Here is an 18,989-nt window from a genome sequence, read left to right on the forward strand (position 1 = left end):
GGTGGCGGGAGGGTGGTTCTGCCCCCAGTTCGGGGTTCACCAAACCATCAGGAGTGCCCGCATGTTGAATCGTGAAGCCAAAGATCTCCGTCAGAGCGTCACCGATCGTGACCGGCCGCTGATCCCTCTGCTACCGATGGATGGCCATACGCTCGGTAAGCGCAGTGCGGTCACCTGTCACCTCAAGTGTGCAGACGCCTGCTTTCACCCGGTGCCCAATGAGAGCACGAATGACTACTTTCGCGACATCGTCGGAGCGGCCCTGAGCCGCCGTTCCCTGCTCGTGGGCGTTGGCGTCGGCGCTGCGGCGATCGTACTGGGGGCTGGCCAGACGACTCCCGCGTTGGCGGCACCGGGCGGTCCGGCCGGCGGCGGCCTCGCGTTCACGCCGATCGCGCCGGTTCCGGCGGCCGTCGATGCCTTCTCGGTACCGGCGGGGTATTCCTGGAACCCGATCATCCGCTGGGGCGACCCGCTGTTCGCCGCCACCGACGTGTTCGACCCTGATCACCAGACCGCCGCGTCGCAGGCCTTGCAGTTCGGCTACAACAACGACTACCTCGCCATTCTCGAGACCAAGGGCCGTTCCGGCACCCTCGTCACCAACCACGAGTACACCAACGAAGGCATCATGTTCGCCCCGGCCACGACACCGGCCGAAGCGGATGAGCAGCGTCGCGTCGCGATGATGGCCCACGGCATGTCCGTGGTCGCCCTCGAACGAAAGCGTGCCGGTCAGCCCTGGACCTACCGGGTCGGTGACCGCCTCAACCGTCGCATTACCGCGAGCACCCCGTTCACCGTCACCGGTCCGTCCGCCGGCAGCGACCTGCTGAAGACCAGGGCAGACCCGGCCGGCCGCACCGTGCTCGGCACCCTCGGCAACTGCGCTGGCGGCACCACACCCTGGGGCACGGTGCTCTCCGGCGAGGAGAACTTCAACGGGTACTTCCGCACGCCGGGCACCAGCGCAGCGGATGCCCGCTACGGTCTCGCCAACCGCCCCACCGGCCGGCTGTGGGAGCAGGTCGACAACCGGTTCGACGCCACCATCGCCGGCAACGAGAACGAGCCGAACCGGTTCGGCTGGATAGTGGAGATCGACCCGGAGGCGCCGAACGAGCCGCCGGTCAAGCACACGGCCCTCGGCCGGTTCAAGCACGAGGGCGCCAACGTCATCGTCGGAAAGACCGGCCACGTCGCCGCCTACATGGGCGACGATGAACGCTTCGACTACCTCTACAAGTTCGTCTCCTTCGATCGGTTCGATAAGAAGAAGGGCCCGAAAGCCCGCACCCACAACAAGACCCTGCTCACCCGTGGCTCCCTCTATGTGGCCCGCTTCACCGGCAACTCGCCGGCCGGCGAGATCACCGGCACCGGTCAGCTGCCCGCCGACGAAAAGTTCGACGGCACCGGCCAGTGGGTCGCGCTCGTCATCGACGGCGTTTGCCAGGTGCCCGGCTTCAGCACCGACGACGCCCTCGTGAACACCCGGCTGGTAGCGGATGCCGTCGGCGCCACCAAAATGGACCGCTGCGAAGACGTCGAGCCGAGCCCGGTGACCGGCAAGATCTACGTCGCCTGCACCAACAACACCGACCGTGGCCTGCCGGGCAAGGAGGGCGCCACCGAGCCCAACCCCCGCGCGATCAACCGGGATGGCCACATCGTGGAGATCACCGAAACCGGCTCCGACGCCACCGCGGTGACCTTCGACTGGAACCTGCTGCTCGTCTGCGGCGATCCGAAGACGAACACGAGCACCTACTTCGCCGGTTTCCCGAGCGAGAAGGTCTCGCCCATCTCCTGCCCGGACAACGTCGCCTTCGACGCCGAGGGCAACCTGTGGATCTCCACCGACGGTGCCCCGAGCACGATCGGATTCTGCGACGGCCTGTTCAAGGTGCCGCTCACCGGCCCCGAGCGCGGGCGGGTGCAGCAGTTCCTTTCGGTGCCGCGGCAGGCGGAGACGTGCGGGCCGGTCATCCGCTCTGAGCAATCGATGGTGTACGTGGCCGTGCAGCATCCGGGGGAGAACGGCAGCTGGGCCGCCCAGTCCAGTCGATTCCCGGACTACGTTGCGCTGGGTGCTGCGGCGCCGGCCGGTGCGTGGGCGGGGCCCCGGCCATCCGTTGTGCAGGTCTGGAAGTCCTGAGTCGTTCCCCGATCTGGTCGTCCCGTAGGCCAGAACGGGGGGCACGAACTGGGAGTTGGCTGATTGTAATTTCTGAAAACCGTGGTGAAGTAAAAGGGCTGCAGTCACAATCGGCAGCGCTCACCCAATGTGGAGAAGGTCGTCTGACTTGCTCCGCGAAGAAAAACGAGGAAGGTAGTTCATGACGGGGAACAGAGCAGTTGCCTACAAGAGCGCGGGAGTCGTCGAGGTCATCGACATCGATTACCCCACGTTTGAACTCAAAGACGGACCGGGCGTCAACCCGGCCAACGTCGGCCGCAAGGTGCCGCACGGTGTGATTCTCAAGACCGTGACCACCAATATCTGCGGCTCGGACCAGCACATGGTGCGTGGGCGTACCACCGCACCGAGCAATCTGGTGCTGGGGCACGAAATCACTGGCGAAGTGGTCGAAGCCGGCCCCGACGTGGAATTCATCAAGGTCGGCGACATCGTGTCGGTACCGTTCAACATCAGTTGCGGTCGCTGCCGCAACTGTAAGGAACGTAAGACCGGCATCTGCCTCAACGTCAACCCGGACCGTCCGGGTAGTGCCTACGGCTACGTCGACATGGGCGGTTGGGTGGGAGGCCAGGCCGAGTACGTGCTGGTTCCCTATGCCGACTGGAACCTGCTGAAGTTTCCCGACCGGGACCAGGCGCTCGAGAAGATCATGGATCTCACCATGCTGTCCGACATCTTCCCGACCGGCTTCCACGGGGCCTATACGGCCGGTGCCGGCGTCGGAACCACCGTGTACGTGGCCGGAGCCGGCCCGGTGGGCCTTGCGGCCGCCGTCTCGGCGCAGCTGCTCGGTGCGGCCGTCGTCATTGTCGGTGACATGAACGCGGATCGTCTCGCGCAGGCCCGCAGCTTCGGCTGCGAGACCATCGACCTCACCAAGGGTGAGCCGGGGGAGCAGATCGAGCAGATCCTCGGCGTGCCAGAGGTCGACGCCGGTGTTGACGCCGTGGGCTTCGAGGCGCGCGGCCACGGCAAGGACGCCGATCACGAGGCTCCGGCCACCGTGCTCAACTCGCTCATGACGGTCACGGCAGCCGGCGGTGCCCTCGGCATTCCGGGCCTCTATGTCACGGGCGACCCGGGCGCCAAGGAGAAGGCCGCGCAGGTGGGCTCGCTGTCGATTCGGCTCGGCCTCGGCTGGGCCAAGTCGCTGTCCTTCACGACCGGCCAGTGCCCGGTGATGAAGTACAACCGCCAGTTGATGATGGCGATCCTGCACGACAAGGTGCAGATTGCCAAGGCCGTCAACGCCAAAGCCATCAGCCTCGAAGACGCCCCGCGTGGCTACGCCGAATTCGACGCCGGCGCGGCGACGAAGTACGTGCTGAACCCCAACGGTTACGTCAAGGGCTAACAGCAGATAGGTGAACGGCCCGCTCGGGAATTCTCCCGGGCGGGCCATTCCTGTATCGGCGTCATCAGCATCCGCGCGCCGTGTGGCTTATTCAGGAAATCCGACCCGAATCTGCGCGAATAACGTCGGATCCGCTCAGAAATTGAAATAAATTCCTGAATTAGCCACGGATTCAAGCCGCGAGCCGCGGCATCCGCTTATTACTGGTGTTCTGGGTATCTCCGGGCGGAGCGCGGGGTTAGGGTGGAAACATGACCGGCGCCGACCTTGCAGAACCAGCTCCGCGCTTCTATCGAGAGCGCTCGGACATTCCGGTGCACCTTGAAACGCCCACCGGCACCGTGACCGACCGGCTGAACCGGCCGTTGCACGACCTGCGCCTCAGCGTCACCGACCGCTGCAACTTTCGCTGCGTCTACTGCATGCCGAAGGAAATCTTCGGCCGGGACTTCGCGTTCATGGAACACGACGAACTGCTCAGCTTCGAGGAACTCACCCGGCTCGCGCGCGTGGCCGTCGCCCATGGCGTTGAGAAGATTCGGCTGACCGGCGGTGAACCACTGCTGCGTAGGGGGCTTGAAGACCTCATTGCCCTGCTGGCCGAGCTGCGCACCCCCGACGGCCGTGAGATCGACATTGCCCTGACCACGAACGGGTCGGCGCTGGCCCTGAAGGCGCAGGCGCTCAAGGATGCCGGCCTGAAGCGCGTAACGGTGTCGCTCGACTCGCTCGACGACACCACGTTTCGCACCATGAACGACGTGAAGTTTCCGGTCGCCAAGGTGCTGCACGGCATCGATGTGGCCCAAGCGGTCGGCCTCGGCCCGATCAAGGTCAACATGGTCGTGCAGCGCGGCAAGAACGACCAGGACATCGTGGCCATGGCCCGTCATTTCAAGGACACCCCGTACATTCTGCGGTTCATCGAGTTCATGGACGTGGGCACCAGCAACGGCTGGGAGATGGGCGCCGTCGTTCCGTCGAAAGATGTCATCGCGCGCATCCACGCCGAGCTGCCGCTTGAAGAGATCGCCCCGAACTACAGCGGCGAGACCTCCCGCCGCTGGCGCTACCAGGACGGCGGCGGGGAGATCGGCGTCATCTCGAGCGTCACCCAGAACTTCTGCCAGACCTGCTCGCGCGCCCGCGTGTCGACCGATGGCAAGCTGTTCACCTGCCTGTTCGCCACCGAGGGCCACGACCTGCGGGCGCTCATGCGCGGCGGATGCTCCGACGCGGAACTCTCCACCGTTATGGCGCACCTGTGGCGGGAGCGCACCGACCGCTATTCGCAGCTGCGGAGCGCGAAGACCAGTGAGCTGCGGGCGTCTGGTGCCAAGAAAATCGAAATGTCCTACATCGGCGGCTAATCGGCAAGGCTGGAGTGCGGTAACGGCACCAGCGTTTTGGAGACTTTAGAATGAACAGAATTACCGCGCGACGCAAAATTACCCGAATTACCGTCGGTGCCCAGCCTCTGGCTGGCGAGGACCTGCTTGCCGTCGAAGAACCGCTGGAAATTCGAGTGAACGGCCGCCGCCTTGCCGTCACGATGCGTACCCCGGGTAACGACATCGACCTTGCGGCGGGGTTTTTGGTCTCGGAGGGCGTCATCACGCAGGGCGACGATTTTAATTCGGCCCGCTACTGCGCTGGGGCGATCGACGGGGTCAACACCTATAACGTGCTGGACGTCACCCTCGGTGCCGGCGTCGCGCCACCGGAACGGAGCTTGGAGCGCTCCCTCATCACCAACAGCTCCTGTGGCCTGTGCGGCAAGGAGAGCATCGATGCCGTGCGCACCAAATCAGTCTTTGAGATAGCGGATGACGCGGTGCGAGTGACTGCCGAATTGCTCACGACTTTTCCCGACAAGCTGCGCGCGGGGCAGAACGTGTTCGAGAAGACTGGCGGCATTCACGCGGCCGGCCTGTTCGATGCCGCTTCCGGCGAAATGCTCGTGCTGCGCGAAGACGTCGGCCGGCACAACGCCGTCGACAAGGTCATCGGCTGGGCGGTCAAGGAGAACAGGCTGCCGCTGACCGGCACGGTGCTCATGGTATCGAGCAGGGCGAGTTTCGAACTCACCCAGAAGGCCCTGATGGCGGGCATTCCCGTGCTCGCGGCGGTCTCGGCGCCCTCGTCACTCGCCGCGGAGTTCGCCGTCGAGGTTGGCATGACCCTGGTCGGCTTTCTCCGCGGCAACTCCATGGTCGTCTATGCCGGCGGCGACCGGATCATCGACGCACACAGTGACGAGCAGGCCGCCTGACTCAGGCTAGGCAGCAGCGCCGGCCGGAACGAAGCGCACGGTCATGGCCTTGTAACCGGGGGTGTTCGATTCGCGGGCCACGAGCTCGCGGTGCATGAGTGCGTTCGCCTCCGGAAAGTACGCAGCCGCGCAGCCGCGCGGTGTCGGATAGACCACGAGGCGGAACGTGTCGGCTCGGCGCTCGACGCCCTGGTACGTGCTGATCACGTCGACCATATCGCGGTCGGCGAAGCCCAGCTCGGTGACATCGTCTTCGTGGATGAGGATGACGCGACGACCGTTCTTGATACCGCGGTAGCGGTCGTCAAGACCGTAGAACGTTGTGTTGTACTGGTCATGGCTGCGGATGGTCTGCAGAATCAAGTGACCCTCTGGCGCCGACAGGTACTCGATCGGGCTCACCGTGAACCGGGCCAGACCAATATCGGTGGCAAAGCTGCGCGTATCGCGCGGCGGGTTGGGCAGCACGAACCCATTCTTGGTCTTGAGCCGAACGTTGAAGTCGACGAAGCCGGGTACGACGCGGGAGATGTGGTCACGAACGACGTCGTAGTCTTCCGCCATCGCCTTCCAATCTACCGGGTGGTCTTCTCCGAGCGTGGCGTTGGCCATGCGGGCAATGATCACCGGTTCGGCGAGGAGGTGCTCAGACACCGGCTCGAGGCGTCCCTGCGTGGTGCGAACGACCGACATCGAGTCTTCCACTGAGAGCACCTGGCGGCCCGACGGATGCTTGTCATCGGTATCCGTTCGGCCGAGCGTCGGCAGGATGAGCGAGGTCAAACCGTGCATAACGTGCGAGCGATTGGGTTTGGTCGACACATGCACGGTGAGACCGACGCGCTGCATGGCTTTCTCCAGCAGGTCGGTATCGGAGCAAGCCAGGGCGAAGTTGCCGCCCATGGAGACGAATACGTCGACGCGGTCGTGCACGAAGGCATCCACCGTGTCGACGGAGTCGAGGCCATGCTCCCGCGGGGATACGATGCCGAACTCGGCGTCGAGGGCGGCGAGCATGGGCTCCTTCGGCTTTTCCCACACGCCCATGGTGCGGTCGCCCTGCACGTTGGAGTGGCCGCGCACCGGGCAGGCGCCTGCGCCGGGCTTGCCGAAGTTGCCCTGCAGGAGCAATAGGTTGATGATCTCCTTGAGGGTGTTCACCGAGTGCGGCTGCTGGGTCAGTCCGAGCGCCCAGCAGATGATGGTGGCCTTGCTCGCGATGAGCAGTTGCGCCACCGTCTCGATCGCGGCACGGTCCAGGCCGGTGGCCTTTTTCGTTTCGGCCCAGTCGATCACCGATCGGGCGGCCCGATAGGCCTCGATTCCGTCGGTGTTCGCGGCGACGAACTCGTGGTCGATGACCGACCCCGGTACGCGGGCCTCCTCCTCGAGCAACAGATGACCGAGCGCCTGGAACAGGGCCAGGTCACCGCCGACCTTGATCTGCAGAAACTCATCAGCCAGGTTGGTGCCCTTGCCGACGACGCCCTTCGGAGTCTGCGGGTCCATGAAGTTGAACAGTCCCGCTTCGGGCAGAGGGTTGACGGCCACAATCTTGCCGCCGTTGTCCTTGCATTCGGCCAAGGCCGACAGCATGCGCGGGTGGTTGGTGCCCGGGTTCTGGCCGACCACCATAATGAGTTCGGCCTGGTGGATGTCTTCGAGCGAGACCGTACCCTTGCCGATGCCGATCGTGGGGTTCAGTGCTGAGCCGGAGGACTCGTGGCACATATTGGAGCAGTCGGGCAGGTTATTGGTGCCGATCGACCTGGCGAACAGCTGGTACATGAACGCCGACTCGTTGGCGGTGCGGCCAGACGTGTAGAAGACGGTGCGGTCGGGCACCGTGGCGCGAATCTGCTCACCGATGAGTTCGAAAGCATCATCCCAAGAGATCTGCGAGTAGTGCGTGTCGCCCGGGCGAATGACGACGGGGTGCGTAATGCGGCCCTGGTTTCCGAGCCAATACTCGGTCTTGGTGGCGAGCTCGGCGATGGAATGCTCTGCCCAGAACGCGGGCGTCACCGTGCGTAGCGTGCTCTCTTCAGCGACGGCCTTCGCGCCGTTTTCGCAGAATTCTGCGGTCTTGCGATGTCCCTGGGATTCCGGCCACGCGCATCCGGGGCAGTCGGTGCCGTCGCGCTGGTTGAGGCGCAGCAGCGACCGTGCGGTGCGAACGATACCAGCCTGGGCAATACCCCGATCGAGCGCCACCGCAACGGCTTGGATGCCCGCTGCGTGGGTCTTGGGCGCGGTGACGACAAGATTATTTTCGTTGATGTCGTCGATAGGTGCTGAACGTGTCATATATCTATCCTGCCTTGCCGCCAAGGGGAATTCCCCCGAATTACCAAATGGGCGAGATTTTGGAACGAAATGTGCTCGATGAATCCTCTAGGATTGCCTCCGCAGACTATTAAGTCAATCCGTTTGCGGAGTACGTCCACGGCCATCGTGGACAGCCGAAACGCACAGCAGAGTCGCTATCGCCATACCGGCAGCAAGGATATCTCCATGAGCTGGCTCGACCGAGACCGCACCATCGCTCCACCCGGATTCAACCGCTGGCTGATTCCGCCGGCCGCACTCGCCGTGCACCTCTGCATTGGCCAGGCCTACGCCACGAGTGTTTACAAGACCGCGCTTGTGGCGCACTTCGACGCCAGCCTGGTTCAGATCGGGGTGATCTTCTCGATCGCCATCGTGATGCTCGGCCTTTCGGCGGCCATCATGGGCACCTGGGTCGACACGAACGGGCCGCGCAAGGCGATGTTCGTCGCTGCACTGTTCTGGTCGGGCGGATTCCTCATCGGTTCGCTCGGAATCTTTACGAACCAGCTGTGGCTGGTCTACGTCGGCTACGGCTTCATCGGCGGTATCGGCCTCGGCATCGGCTACATCTCCCCGGTTTCCACACTCATCAAGTGGTTTCCGGACCGCCCGGGCCTCGCAACCGGCATGGCCATCATGGGCTTTGGCGGCGGCGCCCTCATCGCCAGCCCAGTGTCGACGGCGGTCCTCAGCTTCTATGACCCCAACTCCGGGGCAGCGAACTGGGTGGCAAGCGGCGACTCCGTGGGCAAGCTTTTTCTCACCCTCGCCGTGATCTATCTCGCGTACATGATGTTCGGGGCTTTCACGATCAAGGTTCCGGCTGCTGATTGGGTGCCGGCCGGTTTCGATCCGTCGAAGGTGCGGGTCAAGGCCCTCGTCACGAGCAACCACGTTTCAGCCAGGAACGCCATTCGCACGCGTCAGTTCTGGCTGCTCTGGGTCGTCCTGTTCTGCAACGTCACGGCCGGTATCGGTATTCTCGAGCAGGCCGCACCGATGATTCAGGACTTCTTCCGGCAGAGCGACGGCAACTCGCTGGTCTCGGCGGCCGTTGCCGGAGGCTTTGTGGGCTTGTTGTCGCTCGCTAACATGGGCGGACGATTCGCCTGGTCGGCCACGTCGGACAAGACCGGACGCAAGAACATCTACATGGTGTACCTCGGCGTTGGCACGGTGTTGTACGTGCTGCTGGCGCTCTTCGGATCGAGTACGACGGCGCTCTACGTTGTACTGGCCTTCGTTATCATTTCTTTTTACGGTGGCGGTTTCGCTACAGCTCCGGCCTACCTGCGGGATTTGTTCGGAACCTTTCAGGTGGGGGCCATCCATGGTCGCCTGCTGACGGCCTGGTCGGCGGCCGGCATTGCCGGTCCGCTCATTGTCAACTCGTTCCTCGATGCTCAGGGCGCTCCGGGTGAGTTGACGGCCGCGGCCTATCAGCCGGCCCTGCTCACCATGGTTGGGCTGCTCGTTGTTGGTTTTGTGGCGAACCTTTTCGTGCGACCGGTTCACACCGACTTTCACGAACCCGAAAAGCCGCTCGTCGGTGCAACAGCTAGGAAGGCGCACGCATGAAGGTTCTAAAAGTCATCGTGGCTTGGGCGCTGGTAGGGATCCCGCTGGCCTTTGGCATTTCTCAGACACTCGCGAAGGTGACGGCCCTGTTCGGCTAAACCCGGGTCGGGCAACGCGCGTCACCAGCATAGAGTCACGCTCCATTCATTGGGGCGTGACTCTATTCGTATTCCGGCAACGGATCGAGAATTTCGCTGCAAATCCGGCGCTTTCAGGCGATGTGAGAAGTCTCCCAGCTTTGAGGCCCTAATTCATGCCATGATGGCGAGTGGGGAATTAGCTAACTCAGCTAGCTAAATCTGGTCCGGCCACATCAGTGCTCGGATTCCTGAGTTTCTCGGCGTGGACTGGCCGAGGGAAGCCCCGTTCACTCGCGGCGTGCCCGAATCGCCGCGATCGATCCGCGGAGAAGTCCGCGGGGAGGAGAAGCTCGTGGCCACCCACACTGCCCTAGACGAGCAGCGCTCTGCCGCCACCATTCTCGACGGCATCCGTCGGGCTGACGATCTCACGGTGGCGGCTGCACGCGACGGCGGTGTTCGCGCCGTGCGGCTGCTGGCTCAGGCGGCGACCGACCCCGCCGATCAGCTCACCGCCATTGCAGCGGTGCACGCCCTCGCCCAGGTCTTCGACGACTCGGCCGACGAGGTTCTCGTGGCCCTGTTGCACCACGACTCGGCGTTCCTGCGCGAGCACGCTGCCTGGGCGCTCGGCACCCGGCTGCCCCGCTACGACGCCATTGCTGGGCTGGTCACACTCGTGCGGCAGGGCGGTTTCACCGGCATGCTCGCCCAGCGCACCCTCGAGCAGTGGGGCTCCTCCGCTGCAGATCAGGTAGGCCTGTTCCTCGAGGGCATCCTGCTCGGCACGAGCGAAGCGGATGCCCGCGCCCGCTTGGTCGAGACCATCGGCCTTATCCCCGGGCGCGTACCGGAGCGCCTGCTGCGCCGCGTCGTCGTCGATCGCACCGAGAAACTGCACGCTCGCGTCGCCGCCATCGCGGCACTCGGCGACCGGGCCCCGACACCGACCGTCATGTCGTTGCTCTCCACGCTATCCCAAGCTGATGCCCTCACGCCCGGTGCCGAGGCTCCCGACGAGGCCCACGATGACAAAGCCCACGACGACAACGCCCCGGACGACAGCCTCGAACTCGCCGCGGTCGCCCGCCTGGCCCTGTTCGACCTCACGGCCACGGCGGCCCCGCGCGGATCGTGGCAGCACGGCAGCCAGAGCGCCACGATCGCCCAGTTGTTCTTGCACGCCGACATCGACGGTGAGCTTTCTCAGGTAGGCGTCGGCGACAATGGCGGCATCGCCACACTGCTGGTGCGCCTCGGCGACGCCCTCGTCGCCGGTCCGGCCGGGGGGCCGGACTCTGCGGCAGCCGGGGTCGACCGGGTCATCACCATCTCCCGCGGCACCCACGAGTACGCGCTCGACGCTCTCTCCGACGTCGGATCGACCCAGCCCGGGCACTCGTTTGCGGCCGTTCCGTTCGTCGGTAGTCCGGTGCCGTCGATCGACGCGTGGCCGCGCCGGGTAGCCGCGCAGCGCGGCATCCGTCGTATTCTGCGCTCGGCCGGCACGGTCGACGCCATTCACCTGCGCATGGCCGACGTCGGCAGCCTCGCCGCGGCCACGGTCGCCCGCGACCTCGACATTCCGGTGGTGTTCACCGTGGCACCCGACCCGCACGGCGTGATCGACTCTCTCGAATCGAGCGGCGCGCTCACCCGGGCCAATTTCGGCGCCGTCGACGCGGTCGAACACTTCTGGTTTCGCGCCCGCCTGGTGCAGCGCCTCGCCGCGGATGCCGCCCACACAGTGCTGTTTCCGCGCCCGCAACTGCAGCAGGACATCGAACGACTGATCGGCATCGACATCGATGCGCACCCCGAACGTCACTCCGTCATTCCCGAAGGAATCGACCTGGCAGTGATCGACCGTTCGCGAACGGATGCCCTCGGCTCGCTCGGCCTCACCGGCGGCAGCCTGCTGGTCTCCCGCGCCGCCCACGCGCGGGCCGCCGTCGAACCGGCCGCCGTGGCCTTCGACCAGCTCGACGCCCTGCTCGGTACGCTCCCGTCCGAGCGGCGCGGACTGCCGCTGCTGATCAGCGTCGGCCGACTGCACCGGGTCAAGGGTATGGCCGCCCTGGTCGAGGCGTGGAGCAACGATCCGAAACTGCAGGCTCGCTGCAACCTGCTGATTGTGGGTGGCGACCTGGAGCATCCGTCGCGGGATGAAGGCATCGAGCTGCAACGCATGCAGGCAGCAGTGGCGGGCGCCGAAGCATCAACTCGAGGCCTGCTGCTGGCTGGACACCGCGCCAACGACACCGTCGCGCGCTGGCTTGCCGCCGCCCGTTATGGACGCCCCGGCCTCGCGGCTCCGTTCGGCGTCTATGTCTGCGCGAGCATGAAAGAGGAGTTCGGCATTGCACTGCTCGAGGCGATGGCCACCGGGCTCACAGTGGTTGCCCCCAACGGCGGCGGACCGGCGACCTACGTTGAGCACGGCGTGACCGGGTTGCTCGTCGACACCGGTGACTGCGACGCCTTGGCCCACTCCATCACTGACGCGCTGACCCTGGCGGCGGGAGCGCATGGTGGCGCCAACGCGGCACGGGCTCGCAGCATGGTCGCGAACAGGTTTACCATCGAGGCCATGGCGTCGACCCTGACGGAAGTCTACAGTGACGTTGCTCTGGCCAGCGAGCCGATCGCCTGGGAACTGAGCGTGTCGTGACCCTTCTGATCATCAGCCCGGACTACGCCTCGCACCTGTACCCGCTCGCCACGCTCGGTACCGCCTGGGCGCAGGCCGGCGAACGCGTCGTGGTGGCGACCGGTCCGGCGACGGCCGACATCGTGACCGCGTTCGGGTTCGAACGGGAGAATCTGCAGCTGGGCCGCGGCTCCAACCCCGGCACGATCCGGGCCGAACAGCAGCCCGTCGGTGAAGACGATGCCCTGCGCGGCTTCTTCGACGCCACCCGCCGCGGCATGGTTGATACCCTGCGTTTTCAAGCCAAGGCGCGCAGCAGCGACCTGCTCTACAATCCGGTAGAGATCGCCCGCGAGGTGCAGCGCATCGTCGCCAAGGTGCGGCCAGACCAGATCATCGTCGACCACCTCGCCTTCAGTGCCCGGCTCGGCCTGCTCAGCGCCGGAGTGCCGCACGCCGACGTCGTGCTCGGGCATCCGTCGGCCTTGCCCGTTGAAACCGAGGTCTATGGCTACCCGCCTTCTTGGCCTGCCGTGTTCGCGCCCGATGCGACTGAACTCACCCTGCTCGAATTGCAGTGTGAGGCCGTGCGGGATTCGTTCACCCTCCAGTGGAATGACGCCCTGCATAAGCTTGACCCTCAGGCGACGCCGAGCCGCGACGCCTTCCAGGAGTGCGGCGATGTGCTGCTTCTCAATTACCCGGCCGAACTGCACGCCCCCGAGCGCACCAAGGCGCTGCCGCCGCACGTCTTTCTCGGCTCCGCCGTGCGCACCGAAGCCGTCGATCCCGAGGTCGAGGCGTGGCTGGCCGCAGATTCGCTGCCCGTGGTCTACGTCAGTTTTGGAAGTTTTCTCTCGGTACGTGGTGATGTGCTCACGCGCGTTGCCGCCGCCCTGAGAGGCCTGCCGGTGCGGGTCGCTCTCGCTGTCGGGGCGACTGATCCCACAGTGCTCGGGCCCATCCCCGACTCCTGGCTGGTGCGCGGGTTCCTGCCGCAGGTGCGCCTGCTGCAGGATGCCGCCCTCGCCGTGACGCACGGCGGCAATAATTCGGTTACCGAGGCGATGCGCGAGGGGGTGCCGCTCGTCGTGCTCCCGTTCTCAACCGACCAGTTCGCCGGGGCGGCCGCCCTCGACGACGTCGGCTTCGGCACGTCTCTGCCACCCAACACCGCGACCGTTCTCGACCTGCGGGAGGCCTGTGAGCGGATGCTGCGCCTCACCGGCTCCGCGCGCGCCCGCCTCGACTTACTCGCGGTGTCATTGACCCTGCAGTCCGGAGCCTCGCGCGCCTACGCGGCAGTCACCCGGGTGCCCGCCCGAGGTTAGCCCCTTCTCTCCGGGACCGGGCACGGACACTGGGCCCAGGATAGATCATGGTCCCGGTTTCCTAAGCTGGGCCCGGCCCTCTACACAACCGGTCAGTTCGGCTGGTCGACATCAACTCCGGTGCCTAGATCGCCGCACTCGACGGCCTCGGCCGCGTGCGAGCGCAGATAGGGACCGGCGCCGGAGTCACCGGTCGCACCAGCCATGAGGGGCTCCCAGTGTGCGCGGCCGATCACGACCGGGTGACCGGGTTGCCCGGCGAACCGGGCCTGGCGCAGGGTGGTCTCGGTGCTGGTGCCGATCATCCGCTCGATCGTCGCCTGATTCAGGTCGGGCACATCCACCGGAACCACGGCGACGCTGGTCAGACCGGGCTGCTCGAGAGCGCAGAGCAGCCCGGCACGCAGCGAGGCAGAGAGCCCGTCGGCCCAATCGGTGGCCTGCACGACTAGAACGGATGCCGCAGGCGTAAGCAGCGCCGCGGCCTCGGCCCCGCGCGCCCCCAGTACCACGATCACGGGGGAGCAGCCGGACGCTGTCAGGACATCGATGGCGTGCCGAAGCCAGGAGTGCCCGGCGGCGTCGTGCACGAGCGCCTTCGGCTGACCGTAGCGTGAACCGGCCCCGGCGGCGAGCACCAGCCCCGCGGCGTGGCTGGCGGGCTGCGGCGTCTGCATGCCTGCCATCGTACGGGCCAATCCTGCGACGGTCACGATCCCCCCCACCACGGGGGTGACTGGGCGTTTCGCTGGCCGCGGCGTTATACGCTCGCAGGAAGAGCCCGATATTTTCCGCCCTGCCGCGTGAAATTCACTCCGATCCGGCCTGGCCCTCGGCGGATCAACAACGATGCGTCGCTCGGCGCATTGTTTGGTACCTGCTTGTCTGGAAGGCCACGATGAACGCTTTGATCCTTCAGCCGCAGCGCGGCTGCATCCGCTCGGGGCAATATCTTCCGGCCACTATCAATACTGTGCTCTGGGGGCGTCTGCCGTGCGCGCGGGACGTGGGCGTGATCACTGTCGACTCGAGCGAGGAACTGACCATCGACACGATCAGCCACGAGGGGGTGCTCGAAGATCAGGGCCGCGACCCGGCCGCGTTCTTCGGCCGAAACGGTGTGCCGCGCGAATTCGTACTCGACGACGCCGTCGCGCTGGCCGCCTCGGACATCGACCGCGACCCGGGCAGCGACGGCCCGCACGTTGTCACCGGCCCCATCCACGTGCGCGGGGCGATGCCCGGCGACCTGCTCAAAATGACCGTCCTCGAGGCGACACCGCGTGTGCCCTACGGAATCATCTCCAACCGGCACGGTCGCGGCGTCCTGCCGGGCGAGTATCCGCTCGGTACCGAAAATGTGAGCGTGTTCGCGGCCGTCGAGGAGTACGAGGGCCGTCAAGTGGGCACACTGCCGCTCCAGCCCGGCGGCGACCGGGTGGTGCGGTTTCCCCTGAACCCGTTCCTCGGCATCATGGGCGTCGCCGTCGCGGGCGACGTTCGGGCGCATTCCATGCCGCCGGGCGCGCACGGCGGCAACCTTGATATCAACCTGCTCACCGTTGGATCGTCGTTGTACCTGCCGGTGCAGGTCCCGGGCGCGCTCGCCTACGTCGGCGACCCGCACTTGGCTCAGGGCGACGGCGAGGTCGCCCTCACGGCCATGGAGGCGTCGCTGCGCGTCAGGGTACGCTTCGACGTGATCAGCCAAGCGGATGCCCTCACACAGTTTGGCGCGCTCGTCGGCCCACTCGCCGAGACGAGCGATTTTCTCGTGCCGACCGGCCTGAACGTCGACCTCGACGAGGCCGTGCGCGAGTGCGTGCGGGCGGCAATCAACCTGCTCGCCGCCCGCTACGGCATGGATCGCACCCTCGCCTACGCCTATCTCAGCGCCGCAACCGACTTCAACCTCTCGCAGGTGGTCAACCGTGTCACCGGCGTGCACGCCCGCATTCGAGTGGCCGACTTTCGTGGTTGATTCGATGCGTTCGTCAGCAGTGCCGGCCTTTGACACCAGCATTTGGCGGGTCCTGGGCAACCCCCTCGTGGGCAGCGAATCCGGCAGCGAATCCGACAGTGAATCCGACAGTGAAACCGGCGCTCCGCTGCACGGTTTGACCGTCGCCGTCAAAGACGTCTACGACGTGGCCGGTTTCGCTGGCGGCGGCGCTGCTTTCGGTGGGCGGTGGCCCGCTCGGGCTGTGCCTGGTCGGGCCGAGGTTCAGCGACCTGACGCTCGTGGATGCTGCAGTGGAACTGGCCACCGCGCTCGGGTGAGCCACCGGGTTTGAACACTACGACATCCCCGTAACGCGCAGGAAACGTCTGCTGCCTAAACTGGGCACCTGAAACACCTGTTTCACCATGCCGAGGGAGTGAAACACATTTCCAGTCTTCCGATCAATCCGCCCGCGCGACTTCTCATGGGTCCCGGCCCGATCAACGCCGATCCCCGGGTGCTGCGCGCCATGGCGGCACAACTGGTGGGCCAGTACGACCCCGCCATGACCGGCTACATGACCGAGACGCAAGCGTTCTACCGCACCGTCTTCGGCACCACGAACGAGCACACGCTGCTCGTGGACGGTACCGCCCGGGCCGGCATCGAGGCCGCCCTGGTTTCGCTGATCGACGGTGCCCGCGAATGCGCCCGGCTGCTCGTGGACGAAGGGCTGCCGGAGGCCGTTGAGCGGCACCGTCGGCACGGCGCCGCGATGCTGGCCGGGGTACAGGCTCTCGGCCTCGATACGTTTGGTGACCTCGGGCACAAGATGAATAACGTCGTCGCGGTCGTGATCCCCGACGGGGTGAACGGCGACAGCGTGCGCGGGGCCCTGCTGAACGACTTCGGTATCGAGATCGGAACCTCGTTCGGCCCACTGCACGGCAAAGTTTGGCGCATCGGAACCATGGGCTACAACGCCCGCCAGTACACCGTGCTGACCACCCTCGCCGCGCTCGAGCAGGTGCTGCGCCGCGCCGGGGCATCCGTTGTGGGTGGCAGCGGTGTGGGCGCCGCCTACGATGTGTACGCCGATAACGCGCGACAGGATGCCCTGTGACGACCGCGGCCGACATCCTCGACCGGTGCGACGAGCTCGCCTGGCACAGCTCGTTGCCGAACGGCCTGATCGAGCGGGTCTACCTCTCGCCCGAACACGCCGCCGTGAACGCCCTCGCCGCCGAGTGGATGACCGCGGCCGGCCTGGCCACCTGGCAGGATGCCGCGGGAAACCAGTGCGGTCGGCTCGAAGGAGCCACCCCCGGGCTACCCGCACTGCTGCTCGGTTCGCACCTCGACACGGTTCCTGCGGCGGGGCGGTACGACGGAATCCTCGGGGTGCTGCTCGCCATCGCGGTGGCCGAACGCCTCGCGCAGTCGGGTCGCCCCCTACCGTTCGCCCTTGAGGTGGCCGCCTTCGGCGATGAAGAGGGCACCCGATTCGGCACCACCCTGCTCGGCAGCCGCGCCCTGGCCGGAACCTGGCAGAACGAGTGGTGGGGCCTGCTCGATGCGAACGGTGTGAGCCTCGACGCGGCCTATCGTGCGTTCGGCCTCGACCCGGCGTTGATCGGCGAGGCCGCGCGCACCCCGGTCGAACTGATCGGCTACCTCGAAGCGCACATTGAACAGGGCCCGGTGCTCGATGACGCCGGCCTCGCGCTCGGCGTCGTGTCGTCGATCGCCGGAGCCCGACGGTTCCAGGTCGTGATCGAGGGGGCTGCAAGACACTCTGGAACTCCGTGGGCGCTGCGTCGAGACGCCCTGGCCGGGGCGAGCGAGGTCATTCTTGCGATCGAACGCATCGCCCGCGAGGCGGACCTGATCGGCACGGTCGGTCATCTCGCCCTCTTTCCCGACGCGGTGAATGTCATTCCGAGGCGGGTCGAGTTCAGTCTCGACCTGCGCGGCGAGTTTGATCCGCAACGAGACCGGGCGTGGGCCCTGATCGAGCAGACGGCGGAGCAAATTTGCGAACGCCGAGGGCTGACGCTGACGAGCGTTCAAACTCACGGCGCACCGGCCGCGCACTGCAGCCCGCACCTGCGGGCGGCCGTGGCGACCGGCATCCGCTTGGCTGGTGGTGAGTCGTCGCCGACGCTGTTCTCTATGGCTGGCCACGACGCCATGGCGATCGCGGCGCTCACCGACATCGGCATGTTGTTCGTGCGCTGCCTCGGCGGCGTCAGTCACCACCCCGACGAATCGGTCACCGAGGCCGACGTGGCCGTCGCGCTCGATGCGTTCGAAGCAGCGGTGCTGGCCCTGGCCGACCAGTACGACGCCGACGAGATGGACTCCGAGTACGATGCACGTGCGGCTCTGAGGTGACCGACACGATGAACATCGGGCAGCGCATCGACGGTCGCTACGGCGAGCTGTCGCCGCAGGAGCAGCGGGTAGCCGATTTCATCCTCGATCACCTGAGCGACCTCGCGGTGTACAACGCGTCGGAGCTGGCCCGACTCAGCGGTGTTTCCAAGGCCACGGTGTCGCGACTGTTTCGCCGGCTGGGCTTTCAGGATTCCGCCGAGGTACGCGAGCACGCGCGCACCCTCCGCAGTCACGGCGCCCCGGTGGGTGGGCCGGGAGCCTCCGCCGGTACGCCGTCGCGCCTGGCCGCGCACCTTGAGGGTGAGCAGGAGAACCTGCGGCGACTGCTGCAAAACCTCGAAGACGGCCGACTGGATGCCGCGGCGCGGCTGATCGCGCACGCCGGCAACGTCGTCGTGATCGGGCTGCGCAACAGCTACCCGCTGGCCCTGCACCTGCGCCAGCAACTCGCCCAGGCCTGCCAGAGCGTACGGCTTGCGCCGCTGCCCGGGCAGTCGATCGGCGAGGATCTGGCCGGACTCGGCCCGCACGACGTGGTCGTTCTGCTCGGTTTTCGGCGCCGCACCGCGGGCTTCGGGCAGCTGGTCGCGGCGATCCAGCGGCGGGGGATCCCGCTCGTGCTGATCGCCGACCCGTCGGCCCGCAAGCATGCCGACGGCGCGGCGGTCTGGCTGGAATGCCCGATCGACAGCGCTTCGGCCTTCGACAGCTATGCCACGGCGATGAGCCTGATCAACCTGCTCGCGACCGGCGCGATGGGGGCGCACGTGCGCGAAACCCGCACCCGCATCGCCGCCATCACGCAGGTGTACGAAGACCTCGACGAACTCGAGGCGCCCTGGTGAGTAGAT

Annotated in this window: 14 protein-coding genes; 11 read left to right on the forward strand and 3 right to left on the reverse strand. The window is 66.1% G+C overall.

Annotated features, from left to right (window positions below):
• The first annotated feature begins 136 nt into the window (after positions 1-136).
• The 4 genes from E3T29_RS16675 (at position 137) to fdhD (ending at position 5,829) form a co-directional block, all read left to right on the forward strand.
• Entirely contained in the window at positions 137-2,158 is a 2,022-nt protein-coding gene (locus E3T29_RS16675; RefSeq protein ID WP_241987899.1) for a PhoX family phosphatase, read from the forward strand.
• Positions 2,159-2,339: 181 nt separating this feature from the next.
• On the forward strand, positions 2,340-3,557 hold the full coding sequence (gene fdhA, locus E3T29_RS16680; protein ID WP_092339684.1) for a formaldehyde dehydrogenase, glutathione-independent: 1,218 nt from the start codon (positions 2,340-2,342) through the stop codon (positions 3,555-3,557).
• Positions 3,558-3,808: 251 nt separating this feature from the next.
• Positions 3,809-4,927: a GTP 3',8-cyclase MoaA gene (gene moaA / locus E3T29_RS16685; RefSeq protein WP_134346671.1), complete on the forward strand. Its 1,119-nt coding sequence runs from the start codon at positions 3,809-3,811 to the stop codon at positions 4,925-4,927.
• Between the two features lie 50 nt (positions 4,928-4,977).
• Positions 4,978-5,829 (forward strand): formate dehydrogenase accessory sulfurtransferase FdhD, encoded by an 852-nt coding sequence (gene fdhD, locus E3T29_RS16690; protein ID WP_092450710.1) that lies wholly within the window; start codon positions 4,978-4,980, stop codon positions 5,827-5,829.
• A 6-nt stretch (positions 5,830-5,835) separates the two neighbouring features.
• On the opposite strand, the gene E3T29_RS16695 is transcribed toward fdhD, so the two are convergent.
• On the reverse strand, positions 5,836-8,136 hold the full coding sequence (locus E3T29_RS16695; protein ID WP_134346672.1) for an FdhF/YdeP family oxidoreductase: 2,301 nt from the start codon (positions 8,134-8,136) through the stop codon (positions 5,836-5,838).
• A gap of 207 nt (positions 8,137-8,343) precedes the next feature.
• Between E3T29_RS16695 and E3T29_RS16700 the strand changes: the two genes are divergently transcribed.
• The 3 genes from E3T29_RS16700 to E3T29_RS16710 all read left to right on the forward strand — a co-directional run bounded on the left by E3T29_RS16700 (position 8,344) and on the right by E3T29_RS16710 (position 13,799).
• Complete coding sequence (locus E3T29_RS16700; RefSeq protein ID WP_134346673.1) at positions 8,344-9,738, forward strand: OFA family MFS transporter; 1,395 nt, start codon at positions 8,344-8,346, stop codon at positions 9,736-9,738.
• A gap of 432 nt (positions 9,739-10,170) precedes the next feature.
• A complete protein-coding gene (locus E3T29_RS16705; protein WP_134346674.1) occupies positions 10,171-12,489 on the forward strand; it encodes a glycosyltransferase in 2,319 nt (772 codons plus the stop codon).
• On the forward strand, positions 12,486-13,799 hold the full coding sequence (locus tag E3T29_RS16710) for a glycosyltransferase (RefSeq protein ID WP_134346675.1): 1,314 nt from the start codon (positions 12,486-12,488) through the stop codon (positions 13,797-13,799). Before E3T29_RS16705 ends, E3T29_RS16710 begins: the two co-directional genes overlap by 4 nt.
• Before the next feature lie 92 nt (positions 13,800-13,891).
• Here E3T29_RS16710 and E3T29_RS16715 read toward each other — a convergent pair whose 3' ends face one another.
• The gene (locus E3T29_RS16715; protein ID WP_134346676.1) at positions 13,892-14,476 is read right to left on the reverse strand and encodes an NTP transferase domain-containing protein; all 585 of its coding nucleotides are present in this window, start codon (positions 14,474-14,476) and stop codon (positions 13,892-13,894) included.
• 221 nt (positions 14,477-14,697) lie between these two features.
• On the opposite strand from E3T29_RS16715, the gene E3T29_RS16720 reads away from it, so the two are divergent.
• The gene (locus tag E3T29_RS16720; RefSeq protein WP_134346677.1) at positions 14,698-15,780 is read left to right on the forward strand and encodes an acetamidase/formamidase family protein; all 1,083 of its coding nucleotides are present in this window, start codon (positions 14,698-14,700) and stop codon (positions 15,778-15,780) included.
• A 13-nt stretch (positions 15,781-15,793) separates the two neighbouring features.
• Here the strand turns inward: E3T29_RS16720 and E3T29_RS16725 are convergent, their stop codons facing one another.
• The gene (locus E3T29_RS16725) at positions 15,794-16,066 is read right to left on the reverse strand and encodes a hypothetical protein (protein ID WP_134346678.1); all 273 of its coding nucleotides are present in this window, start codon (positions 16,064-16,066) and stop codon (positions 15,794-15,796) included.
• 159 nt (positions 16,067-16,225) lie between these two features.
• On the opposite strand from E3T29_RS16725, the gene E3T29_RS16730 reads away from it, so the two are divergent.
• Genes E3T29_RS16730 through E3T29_RS16740 form a run of 3 tightly spaced genes read left to right on the forward strand, consistent with a single transcriptional unit; the run spans position 16,226 to position 18,983 of the window.
• Entirely contained in the window at positions 16,226-16,864 is a 639-nt protein-coding gene (locus E3T29_RS16730) for an alanine--glyoxylate aminotransferase family protein (protein WP_134346937.1), read from the forward strand.
• Positions 16,861-18,135, forward strand: a complete 1,275-nt coding sequence (locus E3T29_RS16735) for an allantoate amidohydrolase (RefSeq protein ID WP_134346679.1) — start codon at positions 16,861-16,863, stop codon at positions 18,133-18,135. Before E3T29_RS16730 ends, E3T29_RS16735 begins: the two co-directional genes overlap by 4 nt.
• Positions 18,132-18,983: a MurR/RpiR family transcriptional regulator gene (locus tag E3T29_RS16740; protein ID WP_241987871.1), complete on the forward strand. Its 852-nt coding sequence runs from the start codon at positions 18,132-18,134 to the stop codon at positions 18,981-18,983. Before E3T29_RS16735 ends, E3T29_RS16740 begins: the two co-directional genes overlap by 4 nt.
• The last annotated feature ends 6 nt before the right edge of the window (positions 18,984-18,989 follow it).

It is taken from the genome of Cryobacterium sp. TMT1-66-1, from assembly GCF_004403435.1.
GTDB lineage: Bacteria > Actinomycetota > Actinomycetes > Actinomycetales > Microbacteriaceae > Cryobacterium > Cryobacterium flavum.

Bases quoted from the DNA above. Each gene is read 5' to 3' on its own strand.
- E3T29_RS16675 (WP_241987899.1), top strand. From the start codon at position 137: ATGGATGGCCATACGCTCGGTAAGCGCAGTGCGGTCACCTGTCACCTC.
- fdhA (WP_092339684.1), top strand. From the start codon at position 2,340: ATGACGGGGAACAGAGCAGTTGCCTACAAGAGCGCGGGAGTCGTCGAG.
- moaA (WP_134346671.1), top strand. From the start codon at position 3,809: ATGACCGGCGCCGACCTTGCAGAACCAGCTCCGCGCTTCTATCGAGAG.
- fdhD (WP_092450710.1), top strand. From the start codon at position 4,978: ATGAACAGAATTACCGCGCGACGCAAAATTACCCGAATTACCGTCGGT.
- E3T29_RS16695 (WP_134346672.1), bottom strand. From the start codon at position 8,136: ATGACACGTTCAGCACCTATCGACGACATCAACGAAAATAATCTTGTC.
- E3T29_RS16700 (WP_134346673.1), top strand. From the start codon at position 8,344: ATGAGCTGGCTCGACCGAGACCGCACCATCGCTCCACCCGGATTCAAC.
- E3T29_RS16715 (WP_134346676.1), bottom strand. From the start codon at position 14,476: ATGCAGACGCCGCAGCCCGCCAGCCACGCCGCGGGGCTGGTGCTCGCC.
- E3T29_RS16720 (WP_134346677.1), top strand. From the start codon at position 14,698: ATGAACGCTTTGATCCTTCAGCCGCAGCGCGGCTGCATCCGCTCGGGG.
- E3T29_RS16730 (WP_134346937.1), top strand. From the start codon at position 16,226: ATGGGTCCCGGCCCGATCAACGCCGATCCCCGGGTGCTGCGCGCCATG.